General features: G+C 29.0%; 20 protein-coding genes. 8 read left to right on the forward strand and 12 right to left on the reverse strand.

Translation table 11 applies throughout. The annotated features are described in order from the left end of the window. Positions 1-660 (reverse strand): hypothetical protein, encoded by a 660-nt coding sequence (locus H3Z83_RS09365; protein ID WP_182125226.1) that lies wholly within the window; start codon positions 658-660, stop codon positions 1-3. 226 nt (positions 661-886) lie between these two features. Then, positions 887-1882: an NAD(P)H-dependent glycerol-3-phosphate dehydrogenase gene (locus tag H3Z83_RS09370; RefSeq protein WP_182125227.1), complete on the reverse strand. Its 996-nt coding sequence runs from the start codon at positions 1880-1882 to the stop codon at positions 887-889. A 96-nt stretch (positions 1883-1978) separates the two neighbouring features. On the opposite strand from H3Z83_RS09370, the gene H3Z83_RS09375 reads away from it, so the two are divergent. Genes H3Z83_RS09375 through H3Z83_RS09385 form a run of 3 tightly spaced genes read left to right on the forward strand, consistent with a single transcriptional unit; the run spans position 1979 to position 4053 of the window. After that, positions 1979-3433 (forward strand): lipopolysaccharide biosynthesis protein, encoded by a 1455-nt coding sequence (locus H3Z83_RS09375; RefSeq protein ID WP_182125228.1) that lies wholly within the window; start codon positions 1979-1981, stop codon positions 3431-3433. A 4-nt stretch (positions 3434-3437) separates the two neighbouring features. Next, positions 3438-3869 (forward strand): dUTP diphosphatase, encoded by a 432-nt coding sequence (gene dut, locus H3Z83_RS09380; protein ID WP_182125229.1) that lies wholly within the window; start codon positions 3438-3440, stop codon positions 3867-3869. A gap of 34 nt (positions 3870-3903) precedes the next feature. Next, the gene (locus H3Z83_RS09385) at positions 3904-4053 is read left to right on the forward strand and encodes a PspC domain-containing protein (RefSeq protein WP_182125230.1); all 150 of its coding nucleotides are present in this window, start codon (positions 3904-3906) and stop codon (positions 4051-4053) included. An 81-nt stretch (positions 4054-4134) separates the two neighbouring features. On the opposite strand, the gene recA is transcribed toward H3Z83_RS09385, so the two are convergent. Continuing rightward, positions 4135-5142: a recombinase RecA gene (gene recA / locus H3Z83_RS09390; protein ID WP_182125231.1), complete on the reverse strand. Its 1008-nt coding sequence runs from the start codon at positions 5140-5142 to the stop codon at positions 4135-4137. 114 nt (positions 5143-5256) lie between these two features. Here recA and H3Z83_RS09395 point away from each other — a divergent pair, with 114 nt between their 5' ends. Continuing rightward, positions 5257-5832, forward strand: a complete 576-nt coding sequence (locus H3Z83_RS09395) for a pseudouridine synthase (RefSeq protein ID WP_182125232.1) — start codon at positions 5257-5259, stop codon at positions 5830-5832. On the opposite strand, the gene H3Z83_RS09400 is transcribed toward H3Z83_RS09395, so the two are convergent. The 3 genes from H3Z83_RS09400 to H3Z83_RS09410 all read right to left on the reverse strand — a co-directional run bounded on the left by H3Z83_RS09400 (position 5829) and on the right by H3Z83_RS09410 (position 8634). Next, entirely contained in the window at positions 5829-6269 is a 441-nt protein-coding gene (locus tag H3Z83_RS09400) for a GNAT family N-acetyltransferase (RefSeq protein WP_182125233.1), read from the reverse strand. The two genes, H3Z83_RS09395 and H3Z83_RS09400, sit on opposite strands and share 4 nt — an antisense overlap. Continuing rightward, complete coding sequence (rpiB, locus tag H3Z83_RS09405) at positions 6269-6703, reverse strand: ribose 5-phosphate isomerase B (RefSeq protein WP_182125234.1); 435 nt, start codon at positions 6701-6703, stop codon at positions 6269-6271. Before rpiB ends, H3Z83_RS09400 begins: the two co-directional genes overlap by 1 nt. A gap of 1019 nt (positions 6704-7722) precedes the next feature. Beyond that, complete coding sequence (locus H3Z83_RS09410; RefSeq protein WP_182125235.1) at positions 7723-8634, reverse strand: diacylglycerol/lipid kinase family protein; 912 nt, start codon at positions 8632-8634, stop codon at positions 7723-7725. Between the two features lie 114 nt (positions 8635-8748). On the opposite strand from H3Z83_RS09410, the gene rnr reads away from it, so the two are divergent. The 3 genes from rnr (at position 8749) to H3Z83_RS09425 (ending at position 11951) form a co-directional block, all read left to right on the forward strand. Further along, on the forward strand, positions 8749-10965 hold the full coding sequence (gene rnr, locus H3Z83_RS09415; RefSeq protein ID WP_182125236.1) for a ribonuclease R: 2217 nt from the start codon (positions 8749-8751) through the stop codon (positions 10963-10965). A 91-nt stretch (positions 10966-11056) separates the two neighbouring features. Continuing rightward, positions 11057-11734, forward strand: coding sequence for a head GIN domain-containing protein (locus H3Z83_RS09420; RefSeq protein ID WP_182125237.1), 678 nt, complete (start codon positions 11057-11059; stop codon positions 11732-11734). A 34-nt stretch (positions 11735-11768) separates the two neighbouring features. Further along, the gene (locus H3Z83_RS09425) at positions 11769-11951 is read left to right on the forward strand and encodes a Sec-independent protein translocase subunit TatA/TatB (protein WP_182125238.1); all 183 of its coding nucleotides are present in this window, start codon (positions 11769-11771) and stop codon (positions 11949-11951) included. A gap of 57 nt (positions 11952-12008) precedes the next feature. Here the strand turns inward: H3Z83_RS09425 and H3Z83_RS09430 are convergent, their stop codons facing one another. Continuing rightward, a complete protein-coding gene (locus H3Z83_RS09430) occupies positions 12009-12326 on the reverse strand; it encodes a heavy metal-binding domain-containing protein (RefSeq protein ID WP_182125239.1) in 318 nt (105 codons plus the stop codon). Positions 12327-12330: 4 nt separating this feature from the next. Continuing rightward, positions 12331-13248 (reverse strand): SPFH domain-containing protein, encoded by a 918-nt coding sequence (locus H3Z83_RS09435; RefSeq protein ID WP_182125240.1) that lies wholly within the window; start codon positions 13246-13248, stop codon positions 12331-12333. 132 nt (positions 13249-13380) lie between these two features. Between H3Z83_RS09435 and H3Z83_RS09440 the strand changes: the two genes are divergently transcribed. Next, positions 13381-13779: a DoxX family protein gene (locus H3Z83_RS09440; protein WP_182125241.1), complete on the forward strand. Its 399-nt coding sequence runs from the start codon at positions 13381-13383 to the stop codon at positions 13777-13779. Positions 13780-13921: 142 nt separating this feature from the next. Here the strand turns inward: H3Z83_RS09440 and H3Z83_RS09445 are convergent, their stop codons facing one another. The 4 genes from H3Z83_RS09445 to H3Z83_RS09460 all read right to left on the reverse strand — a co-directional run bounded on the left by H3Z83_RS09445 (position 13922) and on the right by H3Z83_RS09460 (position 20562). Continuing rightward, on the reverse strand, positions 13922-14779 hold the full coding sequence (locus H3Z83_RS09445) for a class I SAM-dependent methyltransferase (RefSeq protein ID WP_394366243.1): 858 nt from the start codon (positions 14777-14779) through the stop codon (positions 13922-13924). Positions 14780-14897: 118 nt separating this feature from the next. Next, positions 14898-16775, reverse strand: a complete 1878-nt coding sequence (gene mnmG, locus H3Z83_RS09450; RefSeq protein WP_182125242.1) for a tRNA uridine-5-carboxymethylaminomethyl(34) synthesis enzyme MnmG — start codon at positions 16773-16775, stop codon at positions 14898-14900. A 28-nt stretch (positions 16776-16803) separates the two neighbouring features. Next, a complete protein-coding gene (ybeY, locus tag H3Z83_RS09455; protein WP_182125243.1) occupies positions 16804-17220 on the reverse strand; it encodes an rRNA maturation RNase YbeY in 417 nt (138 codons plus the stop codon). 48 nt (positions 17221-17268) lie between these two features. After that, positions 17269-20562 (reverse strand): DUF4175 family protein, encoded by a 3294-nt coding sequence (locus tag H3Z83_RS09460; RefSeq protein WP_182125244.1) that lies wholly within the window; start codon positions 20560-20562, stop codon positions 17269-17271. Positions 20563-20672: the final 110 nt, after the last annotated feature.

A 20672-nucleotide genomic window follows, 5' to 3' on the forward strand; every position in this document is an offset into this window, starting at 1 on the left:
TTAGTTTAATTTTAAATCCATTAAAATGGCAAAAGTTTCATTTACATCTTCTTCTTTTACTACAATCGTCATTTCATGTGTAGTAGATATTACTTCTTGTACAGCAATATTAGCCCAAGCAAATTGTTTTAAAATAAAGTAATATACTCCTGATTGTTCTAAATTATCTTTTGGTAACTTTATAGTTATTGATGCTAAATCATTAACATTGTTAATTACGGTTTCTTTCTGAAAAATTTCTTCAACAAAAGGTTGTAAATTTTTACTAGTAACAATATTTGTTTCAAAAATTCCTTGTGATACCGTTAAAAAGTAGTCATTACTATCGGCTGATTTGCTTAAAATTTTAGCGATTTCTTTTAATAAAGATGGTGTATTTTTAAAAGTATAATCACATAAATCTGAACGAACAATTACATCTCCTAAATCAAGAGCTAATTTTTTTATGTTTCTTCGTACTCTTAATTCATTTGCTGGAGACAATCTGTTAATCGCCATCATTACTGCGCCTACCTTTACTTCCTTTTTTAAAAGTTTAGAAACATCTGGTAATATTACTCTTGCAAGTGATGATACATTGATCAATTTTTCGTTTAATGCTTCTTCAATAAATGGTGTTTTACGAATCGTAATTTCAACAGCTTCTTGAATGGTTTTCATAGTTGTTTGATTTTAAACGAAAAGTAGTAAAAATAAACTTAATGATAAATATTAAACTTAATAAATTATTCAGAAGATATCATACAAAAAAGTTTGTCAATCAGAATTTTAAATTAAATTTGTTGGCATTGGTTATTAAATGCAAAACCAACACAACTCAATTTTAGAAGCGATTGATGAGAGACTTCTTTTTATTAAGAAGGATTATTTGTACAAATGCAGACAACTAATCTAATCTATTTGTTAACTTAAAAAACTCATCTTTCGCTTCTTTTTTATCGTATAACACGTTATACACAGCGTCGATAATAGGAGTTTTTGCACCGTTTTTTTGATTGATTTCGTAAGCACTTTTTGTAGCATAATAACCTTCGGCTACCATACTCATTTCAAACATAGCAGATTTTACGGTATACCCTTTTCCAATCATGTTTCCGAACATTCTATTTCTACTAAAAACAGAATATCCTGTAACTAATAAATCACCTAAATAAGCAGAGTTATTAATGTTACGTTTCATTTTATGTACCTTTTTAATAAAACGTTTCATCTCACGAATCGCATTAGACATTAATACGGATTGGAAATTATCTCCATATCCTAAACCATGAGCAATTCCTGCAGCTATAGCATAAATATTTTTTAACATAGCAGCATATTCTGTACCAATAATATCATCAGATATTTTAGTTTTAATATATCTACCAGCAATATATTTACTTAAGTTTTCAGCTTTTTTCTCATCTTGACAAGCCAACGTTAAATATGATAAACGTTCCATTGCTACCTCTTCTGCATGACATGGACCTGTGATTACTCCAATATTTTCAAATGGAACATTATGAATATCATGAAAATGTTCGCCTACGATTAATCCTGTTTCTGGAACGATTCCTTTTATTGCAGAAAAAATCACTTTATCTTTAAGAGATACATTCAATTTTTCTAGCTCAGTTTTTAAAAATGCTGATGGAATGGCAAAAATTAAAATATCGTAATTTTCTACGATATAATTCATATCATTAGATAAATCTAACTGCTCTGGATGTAGTTCTGCAGAACTTAAATAGTTAGGGTTGTGTTTATTACGTTTTATATGTTCTAAAGCATACACACTACGCATATACCAACCTATAGTTTCAAGGTTTTCAGATAACATTTTAACAATAGCTGTAGCCCAACTTCCTCCACCTAATACTGCAATTTTAGCTTGTTTACTCATTTTGTTTAGTTTTCTAGTACGAATTTAAGAAATCTAAGAACGAATGCCTAAAGCAACCCTTAATTATTATATTTGCGTCAATTAAACCCATTCTTTTTGAGCGCATTAAAACGTTTTTTAAAAGACACTGTTATTTACGGAATAGCTGCTGTTTTACCTAGAGCAATTAACATTTTATTGGTTCGTTTACATACTGATACTTTAAGTGCTGATAAATTTGCTGTAAATACAATGTACTACGTGTATGCAGCTTACTTTAATGCATTATTAACCTACGGAATGGAAACTGCTTTTTTTCGCTTTTTTTCTAAAGAAAAAGACAAAGGAAAAATAGTATCTACCTCTTTTATTAGTTTATTAATAACAACATTAGTTTTTATAATAATCACTTTATTTTATAGTGAACAAATAGCTTTATTTTTTGGCTTTAAAAATCCGTTATTTTTTCAAATACTAATTCTTACGCTTACATTAGATACGTTAGTTGTAATTCCTTTTGCGTATTTAAGAGTTACTAACAAACCTATTAGATTCATGGTTTATAAAATTATAAACATCATCATTTTTGCCGCACTAAATGTTTTCTTTTTATGGTTTGTTCCGTACGCAAATAGAAAGGGAATTTCTTTACCAAATAGTTTAGTTACTTATGTAGAAAATCAACCTCAAGTAATCCATATTTTCGTTGCTGGATTAGTTGCTAGTGCTGTAACTTTTATCTTAATATTACCAACGCTCTTTAAGTTTAAAATCACTTTTGATTTTCAATTATTAAAGAAGATGTTACGATATAGTTTACCTATAATGATAGGTAGTTTAGCTTTTGTAACTAATGAAAATTTAGATAAGCTATTATTAGGTGATATGGTTGGCGAACAACAAATGGGTGTGTATGCTGCTTGTTATAAATTAGGGGTTTTTATGACACTCTATATCATGGCTTTTCGTTTAGGGGCTGAACCATTTTTCTTTAATCAAGCAGATAAAAAAAATGCAAAACAAACTTATAGTACAATACTAACTTGGTTTACTTTATTTGGAGCATTATTTATGCTAATAATCGTTGGATTTATCGATGTTTTTGCTTCTTTTTTATTGAAAAGTGATGAGTATTTTGAAGCTTTAGAAATTGTACCAATTATCTTATTAGCTAATTTATTTTTAGGAATTTATAATAACTTATCTATCTGGTATAAATTAACAGATAAAACTAAATTCGGGATGTATTTCTCGATATTCGGAGCGATTATTACCATTGCTTTTAATTTAATCATGATTCCTAAAATTGGATTTATAGCATCAGCTTTAGCAACATTAATAGCTTACGGAGTAATGATGTTGATATCTTATTCAATTGGTAAAAAACATTATCCTGTTCCGTACGAACTAAAAAAAGTAAGTAGTTATATTGTATTAACTACTCTTTTATCTGGAATATCTTTTCTTTATTTTAGAGAAAACTATATAATTTCTGTAGGATTCATTTTCTTATTTTTAGGGTGGATTTATTACAACGAAAAAACAATGATTCAACAACTTTTGAAACGATAATTTTATGAACGTACAAATCATTAACAAATCAAAACATCAAACACCTGCTTACGAAACAGAAGGTTCTGCAGGAATGGATTTACGTGCAAATATTGACGCTGCAATTACTTTAAAACCTTTAGAACGTGCTATTATAAAAACGGGTTTATTTATAGCATTACCTGTCGGATTTGAAGCACAAGTACGTCCGCGAAGCGGACTCGCAGCAAAAAAAGGAATTACTGTATTAAATTCTCCTGGAACTGTGGATGCAGACTACCGTGGAGAAATCGGTGTAATTTTAGTGAATCTATCAAATGAAAATTTTATAGTTAATGACGGCGAACGCATTGCTCAATTAGTTATTGCAAAACACGAACGTGTAAACTGGCAAGAAGTAGAAGTTTTAAACGAAACTGAACGTGGTGCTGGTGGGTTTGGTAGTACAGGGGTTTAATGGTTACTTTTGTAATCTAACAAAAACAAAAATTATGATTTTAGGAGTATCAGATTGGTTAAGTTCAAAAATAAATGTTGAAGCAAAGTTTATTAGAATTGGTTTCGTACTATCAGTTTTATTAGCTGGTTTCGGAATTGGTTTATACTTAATCTTATGGATTGTTAAGTTATTATCTAAATAATAATTTTTACAATAAAAGATAAAAAAGCTGTTGATTTCTCAACAGCTTTTTTGGTAATAGTTAGAACTTTTAATTTAGAACTTATTCTTGATTTTCAATAGCATCTTTTATTTTTCCTTCAAGTTCTTCCATCAATTCAGGGTTATCTTTAATTAAGTTTTTAACCGCATCTCTACCCTGACCTAACTTAGTGTCTCCATAGCTAAACCATGAACCACTTTTCTTTATAATTCCGTATTCTACACCAATATCTAAAACTTCTCCAACTTTAGAAATTCCTTTACCATACATAATATCAAATTCAGCAATTTGAAAAGGTGGTGCTACTTTATTTTTAACAACTTTTACTTTGGTACTGTTACCAATAACTCTATCGCCATCTTTAATTTGTGTTCTACGACGAATATCTAAACGAACAGAAGCATAAAATTTTAAGGCGTTACCACCGGTTGTTGTTTCTGGGTTACCAAACATAACTCCAATTTTTTCACGTAACTGGTTGATAAAAATAACAGTACATTTTGTTTTAGAAATTGTACCTGTTAATTTACGTAATGCTTGAGACATTAAACGAGCATGTAATCCCATTTTAGAATCCCCCATTTCACCTTCAATCTCAGATTTTGGTGTTAATGCAGCAACCGAATCGACTACTACAATATCAACAGCACCTGAACGAATTAAGTTATCTGCAATTTCTAATGCTTGCTCACCATGATCTGGTTGAGAAATAATTAAATTATCTGTATCTACTCCTAAACTTTCTGCATAAAAACGATCGAAAGCGTGTTCTGCATCAATAAATGCAGCAATACCTCCTGCTTTCTGAGCTTCAGCAATTGCATGAATAGTTAAGGTTGTTTTACCTGAAGATTCTGGTCCGTAAATTTCAATAACTCTACCACGAGGATATCCTCCTACACCTAAAGCTAAATCTAATCCTAAAGATCCTGATGAAATTGCATCAACATCTTCTACTTGACTATCACCTAACTTCATTACTGTACCTTTACCGTAAGTTTTATCTAACTTATCTAAAGTAAGTTGAAGCGCTTTTAGTTTCGCTTCTTTTTCTTTATCTGCTGCCATAAATCGTGTTAATTATTTTAATAATAAGAGTGGCTAAGTTATGAAAAACAGATGGTAATTTACTAGCTTTTTAGTATTCAATATTTGTAATTTTGTAATCCTTATTTTTTATCAATGCAAACACATCGACATTTTATTATTCATAAACCTTATGGATTTCTTTCTCAGTTTATTACCAATCAAAAAAAAGGTGGCAAACATAAAATGCTAGGAGAATTACATGATTTTCCTGAAGGAACCATGGCTGTGGGTAGATTAGATGTAAAATCTGAAGGTTTATTATTATTAACTACTGATGGAAAAGTAAGTGATTTTATTACCACCCGAGGTAAGGTTGAAAAAGAATATTATGTACAGGTTAACGGGCAAATAACTGAGGAAAAAATTGAGCAATTAAGAAAAGGTGTTGAAATTGGTTTTGATGGAAAAAAATACCAAACAAAGCCTTGCAAAGTAAAACTAATTGATACTCCCGATTTTCCAGAACGCTCTAAAAAAATACGTGACGATCGCCATGGGCCAACTAGCTGGATTTCAGTTATACTTACCGAAGGTAAGTTTCGACAAGTTCGAAAAATGACCTCTGCTGTTGATTGTCCTACACTACGTTTAGTACGTGTACGCGTTGGAAATATTGAATTAGGTAAAATGGATTCTGGAGAAGTAATTGAAGTTGATAAACTTTATTAATCTCTCACCATCTTAATATGCGGAATACCGTCTTCTAAATACTCTTCACCAACTTGTTTAAACCCGTGAGATTCGTAGAACTTTTGTAAATAAGTTTGCGCAGATATCGTGATTTTTGTTTCGTTGTAGTTATCAATAATAGCTTGTATAGAAACTTTAATTAAATCGTGTCCGTAACCAAATTTACGTTCGGTATCTTTTACAACTACTCTACCAATACTTGGAGTATCAAAATATTCTCCACTATTAAATAAACGAGTATAGGCAATAATTTTACCTTCTTTAGTTCCTATAACATGTAATGCTTTTTGATCTTTAAAATCAATATCTTGATATACACAATCTTGCTCTACAACAAAAACTTCAGAACGTAATTGAAGTATCTCATACAGTTCTGAAGTTGTTAATTCTTTAAAAGTTTTTACTTTAAATTCCATTAGCAATCGCAAGCTATTTTGTTTACTCTATTTGCATGACGACCACCTTCAAATTCTGTAGATAAGAAAATCTTTACAAAACCTAACGCTTGTTGTAAAGACACAAAACGAGCTGGAATTGTTAACACATTTGCATCGTTATGTTGGCGTGTTAGTTCAACCAATTCATTATTCCAACATAAAGCAGCACGTACACCTTGATGTTTATTAGCGGTCATTTGCGCTCCGTTACCACTTCCACATAAAATAATACCCATTTCTGCCTGACCAGTTTCTACAGCTTCAGCTGCTGGATGAATAGCATCTGGGTAATCCATAGAATCATTCGTATTGGTTCCAAAGTTAATTACCTTATGTCCTAATTCTTCTAAAAGTTGTACGATTTCAAATTTATATTCGGTACCAGCATGGTCGTTTCCTACAGCAATTGTCATAATATGTTGATTTTAATTTAGTTGTGAGTTACAAAAATACAGTTATTCACGGTTATCAACAGTAATTAACAATGCTTTTTTTAGCATTCTTAATAACCTATTAAGAATAAAGTACTTAACCTTATTATTAAAATGTTAAGAACTAATGGTAGATTTTAAAAAGATTATTTGATTATTTACATTTTTTTTACAATACAAGAACTACTATTACATATGCAACTTTTTTTTTGAGTTTTTAATGAACATTTATCAACATAAAATTAACCTCTTATTTACATTTAAAATTAAATTAACTATTCATAATTTTAAGTGAATAGCTGTTTATAAGTTTTGTTAATAACTCTAATTTATTATTGATTTTTAAGATTTTAAGAAGCTAATAACTTGTTAGTTTATTTTAACAAGTGATACCACCAAAAAATTAATAAACTATTTATTGTACATATTAACACACTATAATAACCATCATTCCTTTTTTTAAAATTTAAAAATCTTTTTTATTAATAATATAATATGTTGATAACATCAATTTTTTAAATTTAAAGATTTTTAGATAGTTTAAACTCTTTAGTAAAAACTAAAGTATATTGTTTTTAAAAAAAGGAAAGTTGCTAAATTTTTGCAATTAAAACTAAGCTTGTTGATAAGTAAGAGTAAAAAGAAACTTTAGTTAAATTAATAGTAGTAAATGTATGAGGTATCTACTAAATATCTTTTTTAGTTTATAAGCTATGGTTAACTTCTGAAAATTAAATACTTGGGTATCGCTCAGCGATTAAACTGTTTTTTTCTGCTTTTTAAGCAAGTAAACAGTGTCTTTAGCTTTAACTAACTCTGTAGGTGTTTTTTTGTTTAAAGTCGTGTTTATACTCACTACAGTAACAATTATTCCTGTAATAAATATAAATATAAATAAAGCGATTATTTTACGTAAGCTTTTCATTATTAACGTCTTCTTGTTATAAAGACGTTAAATTTTGAGAAATGTTACACTATAATTAAGATTTTTTTAACTTTTTTTAAGGAATTATAAACTGAATTGCGCCTTTAACCACCGAAGCTTTAACTTTTCCTTTACCAATTAATTCTCCATCTGCTTGAATAAAAGGTTGATCTTTTATAGTAATTGGAGTTATTAACAGCTCTTTTGATAAGTGTGTTTCTACCTTTTTATGTTTAACTATTAACCCGTTATATAGTTTTTTAAGATGAAATGTTAAATCCCAAAAATTTAAATTTTTAGCTATTGTAATATCAAATAAACCATTTGTAGAATCTTTATAATCAGTTAATTGCATTCCTCCAGCAGAATATTTACATATTCCGAACAGAGTCATTAAACATTTAGTTTCAATTGTTTTATTGTTAATTTCTACTTTAAAAGAAGTTTTTTTGTAAAGTAATAACCCAGCTATTCCACTTAATAAATAAGCAATAGGACCAAAACGTTTTAATTTATTCAATTTATTAACAACATATCCATCATATCCAATTCCCGCAACATTATTAAAATATGCTGAAGTTTTAGTTAGTTTAAGGTGCCCTATATCTTGAAAAATTGACTTTTTTTCTTGAATCAAATTAATCGATTGCTCAATGTTATTAGGTATGTTATAAGTCTTAATCCAATCGTTTCCTGTACCTAAAGGAATTATACCTACAGTAATATCAGAAGTTTTTGCATATCTTTGTGTCATAATTCCGTTTACTACGTGATGTAGTGTACCGTCTCCACCAACGGAAATTATATTTCTATAACCTTGTTGAATAGCAGTGTGTACCAATTCAATTTCGTGTTTAGAATACTGCGTAAAAGCGTAAGAAAAATCGATATTTTTTTCGTTTAATAATTGCTCGATTTCTTTCCAATTTTTAGAAAGTTTTTTGTTTCCAGAAGCAGGATTTGCAATTATAAACCAAGAATGTATCATGTAAAATAATAAATAATTGCGCCAAAATACAAAATACATTCATAACAGTTATTTAATAATAATTCAGTTGATTTATTTGTATTTTGGTAAAAATTAAAATAAGAAGAAAGATTAATGACTAGAAAGAAAAAAATCTACAAGAAAAAAGGTAAAATAATTAAAGACCTTACCAGAAATATTTTTAAAATACTTAACGAAGACAGTAATAAATATTACAATTATAAGCAAATTGCTGGTAAAATGGGAATTTCTGATACAGATGGAAAAACCCAAATACTTAAAAAATTAACAGAATTAACAGCTACCAAAAAAATTAAAGAGATAGATAGAGGTAAGTTTCAAATTAATGAAGACCGAAAATATCATATCGGTACCTTAGATTTAACTTCTAATGGAAATGGATATTTTATGTCTGATGATTTTGAAAAAGATATATTTATTCCTTCTATAAATTTGGGTAAAGGATTACATCAAGATACTGTAAAAGCCTACGTATATAAAAAACGTAGATCAAATAAGTTCGAAGCTGAAGTTGTAGATGTTATAGAACGTAAAAAGACAGAGTTTGTTGGAGTTTTACAAATGAATAAAAACTTCGGATTTGTTATACCAGATAGTAACAAAATGTATGCTGATTTATTTGTTGCTCAAAACAAAATTAACGGAGCAGAAGATGGTGATAAGGTAGTTGTAGAAATGACCGATTGGCCAGAAAACTCTAAAAACCCGTTTGGAAAAATTACGCAAGTTTTAGGTAAACCAGGAGACCATGATACAGAGATACATTCTATTTTATTAGAATATGGTTTACCTTTTGAATTTCCAAAGGAAGTAGAAGAAGACGCAGAAAAATTATCTTTAGAAATAACCAAAGAAGAAATTGCAAAGCGACGTGATATGCGTAGTGATTTAACTTTTACAATCGATCCTAAAGATGCTAAAGATTTTGATGATGCTTTATCGTTTACCAAACTAGAAAATGGTAATTACGAAATAGGAATCCATATTGCAGATGTTTCACATTATGTACAACCAAAAACTATTTTAGATGATGAAGCTTACGACAGAGCAACATCGGTTTATTTAGTAGATAGAGTTGTACCAATGTTACCAGAAATGTTGAGTAATGGTGCTTGTTCTTTACGACCACATGAAGAAAAATTAACTTTTTCTGCAGTGTTCGAAATGAATGAAAAAGCACAAATTGTTAACCAATGGTTTGGAAGAACAGTTACGTATTCAGATCAACGATTTGCATATGAAGAGGCACAATCTATTATAGAAAATTGTAAAATTTCTGAAGATATTCAATCGTATACAATGCCTTTAGAAACTTCAATTATCGATAAGCAATATGAAGTTTCTCCAGAGATAGTTGAAGCTACTTTAAAATTAGATGAATTAGCCAAAAAGATGCGTAAGAAACGTATGAAATCTGGAGCTATTTCTTTTGATAGAGTTGAAGTAAAATTTAATTTAGATGAAGATGCAAACCCGATTGGCGTATTCTTTAAAGAAGCGAAAGATGCTAATAAATTAATTGAAGAATTTATGTTATTAGCAAATAAAAAAGTAGCAGAGTTTATTGGTTTAGAAAAAGGAAAGCCTAGTAAAAATACTTTTGTATACCGTGTTCACGATGAACCAGATGTTGAAAAATTAGCTTCGTTACAAAATATTATTGGCAAGTTTGGTTATAAGATTAATACTGAAACAAAAGAAAAAACATCACAATCGTTAAATAAATTATTAGCAGATGTTCATGGTAAAGGTGAAGCCAATATGGTTGAAACTTTAGCAATTCGATCAATGAGTAAAGCTGCTTATACAACTCAAAACGTTGGGCATTATGGATTAGCTTTTGATTATTATTCACATTTTACATCCCCTATTCGTCGTTACCCTGATGTGATGACGCATCGTTTATTACAACATTATTTAGATGGAGGAAAATCTCTTAATGCTGAAATTTATGAAGAAAGATGTAAACACACTTCTAAGATGGAAGAATTAGCTTCGAAAGCTGAGCGTGATTCTATTAAATACATGCAAGTTAAATACATGCAAGATCATCAAGATGAAGAATTCGAAGGTGTTATTTCTGGAGTTACCGAGTGGGGAATTTATGTAGAAATAAAATCTAATAAATGTGAAGGAATGGTACGTATTCGTGATATTAAAGATGATTATTATATTTTTGATGAAAAGCAGTACGCTATTGTAGGTCAGTCAACTAAAAACGTAATTCAACTAGGAGATGAAGTTGTAGTAAAAGTTAAAAAGACCGATTTAGAACGTAAGCATTTAGATTTTAATTTAATTTCTCACTAATTTCTTAGATTCTGCAACAATAAATTTTAATATTTGTCTTTATAGTATTGGTATAGTTATTGGGTATATCTAATAATTAATGAAAGTTAAGATGAAAAAAATAGTAATTTTAAGTTTGTTTTTGATGACTGTTTTAGCATCAGCTCAAACAACTATAAATAAAAAATTAGGAGATTTTTCTGAAATTAAAATTTTCAATGGAATAGATGTTGAATTGATAAAATCAGATGAATCTAAAATAATTATTTCAGGAGAAAAGGCTGAAAAAGTTAAGGTTAAAACTAGTAATAATACTTTACGAGTTTCTTTAAAATTTCCTGAAACTACTGCAGAAGGTAAAGTTAAAGTTATTCTTTATTATGCTAATAATTTAAACATTATTGATGCTAATGAAGGAGCTGTAATTACCAGTAAAGAAATTAAACAACCTAAGATAGAAATAAAGGCTCAAGAAGGTGCTTTTATTAATATGGTGGTAAATGTTAAGCATTTAAAGGTAAAAAGCTCTTCAGGGGCTGTTATTAAGCTTTCAGGTTCAACTAAAAACCAAAATGTTGCTGCAGATTTAGGTGGAATGTATCATGGTTATAATGTTGAAGTTTCTGCTATGACAATAGTTAAAGCTGGATCAGGATCGAAAGTAGAAGTGCAAGCAGGTGAAACTTTAGATGCAAAAGTATCTTTTGGAGGATCTATTTTTTACAAAGGAACACCAGAAGTATTTAAAGATAAAAAAGTAATTGGTGGTGTAATAGAACACAGAAGTTAATTTTGTATCTTTGTAGTGTAAAATTTAATATAAAATGATCTCAAACGCTATATTTTTAGGAATGATTGGACCTTGGCAAATTGCCATCGTAGTTGCATTAGTTTTATTAATGTTTGGAGGAAAGAAAATTCCAGAATTAATGAAAGGTTTAGGTACCGGAATTAAAGAATTTAAAGATGCTACCAAAACAGAAGAAGAAGGCACAGAAGAAAAATAATTAATATATTCTTTATATAAAAAAACCGAAACTATTAAGTTTCGGTTTTTTTATTTATTATAATTTAACTGCAGTTCCAGAGGCAGTAACCATGAGCATTCCACCATTTTTACCAACAGTTTCATAGTCTAAATCAATACCTACGATAGCATCAGCACCATACTTCATAGCTCTTTCTTTCATTTCTTTAAGAGCGCTATCTTTAGCTTGTCTCAATACTTTTTCATAAGAACCAGAACGACCACCTACAATATCTCTAATACCAGCAAAGAAGTCTTTTATAATATTAGCACCGATTATTGTTTCCCCTGTAACAATACCTAAATATTCTTTTACAGGTTTATTTTCAATGCTATGTGTAGTAGTTAATATCATACTATTATTTATCTTTTTTAGCATTCTTCATAGCTTCACCAATTTGATTACTAGCAGTAAAACTAGCAACCATATCGTTTAACATTTGGCTACCTGCTTGGGGTGAATTAGGTAACAAAATTAAGTTACTATTTGTTTCTTGACCAATAGATTGTAACGTATCATAATGCTGCGTAACAACGATTAAAGCAGATGCTTCCTGACTGTTAATACCTACTTTATTTAAAACTTCTACCGATTCTTCTAAACCACGAGCAATCTCACGACGTTGGTCTGCAATACCTTGTCCTTGTAAACGCTTACTTTCAGCTTCTGCTTTAGCACGCTCTACAATTAAAATACGTTGTGCATCACCTTCAAATTGAGCAGCAATTTTTTCACGTTCAGAAGCATTAATACGGTTCATTGCTTCTTTTACCTGTGCATCTGGATCAATATCTGTTACTAAAGTTTTAATAATGTCATAACCATAAGTCATCATTGCATCGTTTAATTCTGATTTTACAGCAATTGCAATATCATCTTTCTTTACGAATACATCATCTAATTTCATTTTAGGTACTTCTGCACGTACTACATCAAAAACATATGAAGTTATCTGATCGTGTGGATAATCTAATTTATAAAATGCATCGTATACTTTATCTTTAATTACTTTATACTGCACTGATACTTTTAATTTTACAAATACATCGTCTAATGTTTTTGTTTCAATAATTACATCTAATTGTTGAATTTTTAAACTCAACTTCCCAGCGATTCTATCAACTAAAGGAATTTTTAAATGTAATCCAGATTGACGAATACTATGGAATCTACCAAAACGCTCTATAATAGCAGCTGTTTGTTGTTTTACAATGAAAAAGGAAGATAATAGAATAATGATCCCAAAAAAGATAAATGGATACATGTAAATTGGCATAGTCTTATTTTTTTAAGTTAATAATTGATTTAATGTAAAGATACATATTCTTGTATCTATTTATTTGACGCATTTTTTATTAAATGTTACATGTTTTTCCTTTTCCACTTATATTTGTTGAAAATCAATTTTATGGAACTTATACAAAAACACGCTACAGAAATTTTAATTCTGTTATTTTTAATTGTTACTTTTTTACAATCAGGAATCGATAAAGTAACCGACTGGAATGGAAATTTATCTTTTATTAAAGGTCACTTTAAAAATTCTCCTTTAAAAAATGTAGTACCTCTTTTATTGGTAATAATTTTAGTAATGGAATTATTAGCTGGTGCTTTTATGTTTATCGGTATTTTTAATTTAGCAACAACTGGTGATCATAATTTAGCTTTGCTTGGAGTTGAGATTGCAGCTTTGTCCTTAATATTTTTATTAATTGGTCAACGTTTAGCAAAAGATTATGCAGGTGCAATGACTTTAGCAGTTTACTTTATAATTACAATTTTTGGAATGTATTTATTAAATAGATAAAATTTATGTAAAATTTATTTTACATAAATTATTTTAATACAAAACCTTCTTAAATCTAATTTTTAAGAGGGTTTTATTATTTTATTAGGTATTTCTATAACTATATTAGTATAAGTCTTTAAAATTAGGTTTAAAAACGTTTTTAAGTGTTTTTAAGAATGTATATGAGTGAAGAATACTCTTTTGTTCTTTTTGCTTTTATATTTGATACTAATCCTCTATAAAATGCATGAAATGGTCTTGATTTTCTTGTTTTGTATTTTTCTGATAATAGTGAAACATAAAATGAATCAAATTTCATCGGAAGTATTTTTTCTACTTTCATTTCTACAGATGAAAATATTTTTTCTATTGATGTTTTAGAAAAGTGCCAAAGATGTCTCGGTACATCATAAGCTGCCCAAAACTCTTTATAGTGTTTTGCATCATAACTTTTATAGTTCGGAACTGCAATTATTAAAACACCATTTGGTTTTATTAATTCTTTAAGCACTTGAGTATATTCTATTAAATTAGGAATGTGTTCTAAAACATGCCATAAAGTAATAACATCAAATTTAGTTTCTTTAATTTCTGAAATATCTTCTTTTAAAATAATATTTTTTTTACTTGCAATTTCTCGTGCTTTTAAAGAAGGTTCAATTCCGTTAATTTTCCAGCTATTGTTTTTACAAACATTTAAAAAATCACCTGTACCAGCACCAACATCTAAAATTGTTTTTTCATCAGTATTAAACGAGTTGATTAGTTTTAGTTTCTTTTTTAAAGTATAGTTTTTTACTAATTGGTATACTTTATCAAAAAGTGTTTTTTTACTATCGGTATGAGAAATATATGAATCACTCAAATAATAATTCTCCAAATTAGTTGGAACAGGAGAGGTAATTAACATATCATATTCTTCATTAATCATTACCTCATAACTTTCATTCGATACTGTATGATCGATACAGTTTAAAAATGGTTTTAAGTTTTTGTATAACCCCTTTTCTTTTTTCAACTCCTTCATTTTTATGTTATGTTCCACGAGGAACATTTTTTAATTTCGATGCAATATTACATAAAAAAGAAAAAGGTTCCACATGGAACCTTTTTCTTTTTATTAAATTTATTTAAAACTATCTACCCATATAAACAAGTAGTACAGAAATATCACTAGGAGATACTCCACTTATTCTACTTGCTTGTGAAATAGAAGTTGGTTGTATTTTAGATAATTTTTCTCTTGCTTCGAATGATAAAGATTTTACCTTATTATAATCAAATGTAGAAGGAATAGGAACATTTTCTAACCTATTTAATTTATCAGCATTGTTTCTTTCTTTCTCGATATAACCAGAATATTTTAAATGAATTTCTACTTGCTCAATAATTTCCTGATCGATATTATGTTCTTTAATGTAAGTGTCTAATTTTTCTATAGAAGTAAAATCATTAAAAGATAGTTGAGGTCTAGAAGCTATTTTAATTAACTTCATAGATTGATTGATAGTAGAAAGGTTTTTACTTTCTAAAATAGGATTTATCTCTTCTTTTTTAACACTTAAATTATTTAAGAACTTAATTAGCTCTTCAGTTTTCGTTCTCTTCTCTTCTACTCTATCCATTCTTTCTTGAGAAGCTAAACCTAGTTTAAATGATTTTTCTGTTAAACGTAAATCAGCATTATCTTGTCTTAATAGTGTTCTATATTCAGCACGAGAAGTAAACATTCTATATGGTTCTTCTGTTCCTTTAGTAATTAAATCATCAATTAAAACTCCAATATAAGCTTCGCTTCTTTTTAAAATAAACGATTCTTTTTCTTGAGTTTTTAATGCAGCATTTACACCAGCCATTAATCCTTGAGCAGCTGCTTCTTCATAACCAGTAGTTCCGTTTATTTGCCCTGCAAAAAATAAATTTTCAATTAGCTTTGTTTCTAAGTTGTGTTTTAATTGTGTTGGTGGAAAATAATCGTATTCTATAGCATAACCATATCGTAAGAACTTTACATTTTCAAAACCTGCAATTGAACGAATTGCTTTGTCTTGAATATCTTCTGGTAATGATGTAGAAAAACCATTTACATAAATTTCTACTGTAGTCCATCCTTCTGGTTCTACAAAAACTTGATGACGTTCTTTTTCTGCAAAACGATTTATTTTATCTTCAACAGAAGGACAGTATCTTGGACCAGTAGATTTGATTCTACCATTAAACATTGGAGAACGATCAAACCCTTCACGAAGTAAATCATGTACTTCTGGATTGGTGTATGTTAGGTAACAAGAACGTTGTTTAGTTAATGTTTTTGTTATAGGTAAATAAGAAAACTTTTCAGGATTATCATCACCTGGTTGCTCTGTCATTTTAGAATAATCTAAAGAACGACCATCAACCCTTGGAGGGGTTCCAGTTTTCATTCTTCCAGATTCAAAACCTTTTGCAACTAAGTCTTCTGTAATTCCTGTTGAAGCACCTTCTCCTGCTCTACCACCACCAAATGTTTTTTCTCCAATATGAATTAATCCATTTAAAAAAGTTCCTGCAGTTACGATAACAGTTTTTGCTTTTATTTCTAAACCAAGAACTGTTTTTACACCAACAATTTTATCTCCGTCAAACAATAATCCGTTTACTGAATCTTGATAGAAATCTAAATTTTCGGTTTGCTCTAACATCGTTCTCCAACACTCTGCAAATTGCATTCTGTCAGATTGTGCTCTTGGACTCCACATTGCTGGTCCTTTCGATTTGTTAAGCATCTTAAATTGTATAGCAGTCTTGTCGGTAACAATTCCACTATAACCTCCTAAGGCATCTATTTCACGAACTATTTGCCCTTTTGCAATTCCACCCATAGCAGGATTACAACTCATCTGAGCAATGTTTTGTAAGTTCATTGTAATTAATAAAGTGTGTGCTCCCATGTTGGCACTTGCCGCTGCAGCTTCACTACCAGCATGACCACCTCCTACTACAATTACATCGTATGTTGTATTAAATAAACTCATTTTATTAATTCGGTTCCACGTGGAACTTTTAGTTTTTATTTAAAATATTTAAACAAGTATTTTCTTTTTCTCGCATCACTTGCTTCTCTTCTTCGGTCTTGTCTTTATACTTCATATAGTGTAATATTCCGTGAATAATAACACGGTGTAATTCGTTTTCGAATGAAGTATTAAACTCTTTAGCATTCTCTTTAACTCTATCAACAGAAATAAAAATATCACCTCCAACTAACTTACCCAAAGTATAATCAAAACTGATAATATCTGTTAAGGTATCGTGTTGTAAAAACTCTACATTAATATTATGAAGATAATCATCATCACAAAAAATATAGTTGATTTCGCCTAATTCAAAGCCTTCTTTTTCTATGCAATTTTGAATCCAATTAGCAGTTTTATCTTCGCTTTCTAACTGAAAATCTATTTCATAATTAAATGCAATCATTCTCTATGTATCAGGATATTTTAATTTATAACACTAAATTTAAAAGTGTTACTCTTTGTTTTTAGGAAGGCTAAAATATTCTTGCACCTTCTTTTTGTAATTTCGGCGCAAAGGTAGTGATTGTCTGTTTAATATCTCAGTTTGGTTATAAAACAGCTTTTTAAACTTTAGTTCTTTTGTAGTATTGTTATGATACTCTTGTAAATTGGTAGTCGATTTTCGTTTTTTATCCTGATTTTGTTCAAAAGTAGCCTTGTCTAATTTTAGTAATTCGTAGTTTAATTGCTGCATTCTATTAATGCTTTGTTGCGTAAAACCTTTTTCTAAAATTTCATTTTCTAACTGTTCCATTTCTTTTAAAGCTTTTTTAGCTTTTCCAGAACCATCTTTTCCTCGTTTAATTGCGTCTTCTAATTGTTGTCTCAACTCAGATTGTTCTTTATAAATCTGATATAATTCACCGTTTAAATCTTCACTTTGCTCTCCTCCTTTTCCTTCTTTTTCACCTTTCTTTTTTCCGTCCTTTCCATCTTTAGGCTTTCCTTGATTTTTCTTTTGCATTCCATCTTTCATTTTATCCATCAATTCTTTTTGCTTTTGAATAATATCTGGTAAGCTAAAAGACTTTCCTTTACCCTTACCTTTTCCACTACCAGGTTTAGGGTTTTGCATAGCATCTAATGCATTACTTAACATATCTGCTAAGGTATTAGCAGAAGTCATTACATAACGTTGATTAGATATACCATTCTGAAAATGATTGTCTGCAAAATTCTCTAAAGATTGGTTTAAGTTATAATGTGCTTGCGCTAAATGATCTTGAACTTTAGAAGAAATTTTAGGAACTTTTATCGATAATACAAACAAGCTATCATCAATATGTTCGAAGTAAGTTTTAAGTACATGTTGTTTTTGCAGATTCTTACCAAAATTTGGATGAGCAGAGTTACTTGAAGAAAACACATTCATTAATGCTTCTTGATCAAAAGAAAAAGTAATTAAGTTTTCAAGAATCTGACGCATACCTTCCATATTCTCTTCTTCCATTTCGGCAGACATCGATTGCATAGATTCTTGCATTTTCTGACTCATTTCTTGCATCTTTTTTGATGCTTTCTTCTGGTTTTGTTTTGCTTCAGATTGCTTTTTACTATCTAAATTTTCTTCTGATTTGTTTAGTTCTTCTTGAGTTTCTTTCTTTAAATCCTCCATAGAAGGTAAATCCATGGGAGATTTTAAATCTTCATTGTCTTTTTTCAAATCATCAAGTTCCTTTTTTACTTCTTGAAACTCTTTATTTATTTTATTTTGCTCCTCTTTACTGGTTTCTTTTTTACTTAAATCTTCTTGTTTTTTTGACAGTTCGTTTAAATTATCAGCAATCTTGTTCATTTTTTGTTCAACATAAAAACGCTTCGTCATTTCTAAAATACGTTCTAAACTTCTTTCTTGTTGCTTATTTTGTTGTGCTAACTCTTTAGTTTTTTTAAGTAAATCTTCTCTATTAAGTTTTTCTGCTAACTTTTTAAGTTCGTCTAATAACTTTTGTTGTTTTTCTAACTTCTTAAGTTCTTCTATTCGCTTTTTTAAATCTTCTTTTTTCTCTTGTAAACTTTCATTTTTTTCTTTTTTCTCCGAAAAATTTTCTTGTAATTTATTGGTTTGACGCTGCATCATTTGTTGATACTGTTCTTGACGCTTAATTACATTTTTAATTTTTTTCTGATCATTCCAGTTTACGTTCTTTTTGTTTTGAAGCTCGAACTGAATTTTCTCTAAATCTTTCTTACTATTTTGTTGTTTGTCTAAAGAATTTTCAATGTTTTGAATATAGTTTTTCTGCTCTAGTAATAACTCATTTTCAATTTCATTTTCTGATTTTTGACGATACGAAAACTTATTACTCACCGTTTTTTTACTTCCATTAACTACATCATTATCATATACCTGAAAATATAGCTCATAATCAACACCTTCTTTAAGATTTAAACCATTAGGAAACTCATAATAAAATGTTTGAATAGCTTCTTTATTTATTTTAATTAACTGATTATTAGTACTTTGACTGTTGTTTTTATCGTAATACACCAATTCTAATTTCTTAAAACCGTAGTCATCAGCAATTTGTCCAACGAACTGTGCATTTCCTCGTGAAATGCTATCTATATTAGAATTTACATTAATGGTTGGGTATTCATCTTTTATAACATCAATAGAAAATTGTAATTGTTCGTAATCTTTTAAATTCTGATTAGAAGTACTAATCTGATAGTTTAAATTTTGGTATACTTGCTTTTGATGTTGAAATTCATCAGCGTTTATTTTCTTAAAAAAAGTCTTTTTTTCTTGCTGAATAAAACTAACGGTATCAGTTTCAGATGTTTTTACGACCCACTGCACCGTGGTTCCTTGTGGAACCGTTAAATTACCTGCGTTACTAATAGTTTCGTTTTGTTTTTTAGTATAACGAGGATATTTTAAATTCAAAGAAATAGTTTGAATCGAAGGTGTATTTATCACATCAATTTTATATTCTTGAGAGGTTACACCATTTGCACTAGCAAAAAAAGTAATTGGTTTTTGCACTTCAGAAAAGGTAAAAGAAAACAGCCCATTTCCTTCATTTTCAAAGTAATATTGTTGGTTGTTAAAATGAACTTTTGCTTCTTGTGGAACAATTTCTCCAGTAGTTTGTACATATACCGTAATATCTTTTCCTTTAATTACTTTTAAATTTTTAGCAGTTAAATTAAAATAAAAAGGAGCTGGTGGTGTATAAGCAATATTATGATTTACAACACGATTTAAACTTTCAGATAACTTGTTGGATGTACCAGTAAGAAAAGAGAATAACCATATAAACAAAGGGATTAAAGCATATTTTAAATACTTTTTATTTTTAGTAAAATCTATTGCTTTATTAAAATATATAGGTTGTAATTCCTCCGACTTTTGTTCAATACTGGCTAATAATAAATCCGATTGTTGATTGTTTTGTTGTAACTGTAATACATTTAAAAGCTTGTCTTTTACTTCAGGAAAATGATTACCTATAATTTTTGAAGCTTCTTCGAACGATATTCCTTGCTGTAACCCCAAAATCTTAAAAACAGGAAAACAGATAAAACGAAAAAATAAAAACAATTCAACAACAATAAAACTCCAAAATAAAACGGTTCTGGCAGTAGGTTGTAACCATAAAAAATATTCTATAAATAAGGTGAAAAATAAATATATTAATCCTAAAGAAATAAATAAAATACTCCCTTTTATCAGCTCATTCGTGTAATATTTCTTACTAAATTGCTGTAATTTTTGCTCTATTTTGTTAAAAATTGCCATATCTAGCTATAAAAGTACTATTTTTAAAAGAAAGTATTTGTTAAAGATTTCTGTAAGCATTTTTTGCGTCTTACAACTAAACCTTAAAAAACAGAAAATTACTATCGAAT

The sequence above is a fragment of the Tenacibaculum pelagium genome, assembly GCF_014062345.1.
Taxonomy (GTDB): Bacteria; Bacteroidota; Bacteroidia; order Flavobacteriales; family Flavobacteriaceae; genus Polaribacter; species Polaribacter pelagius.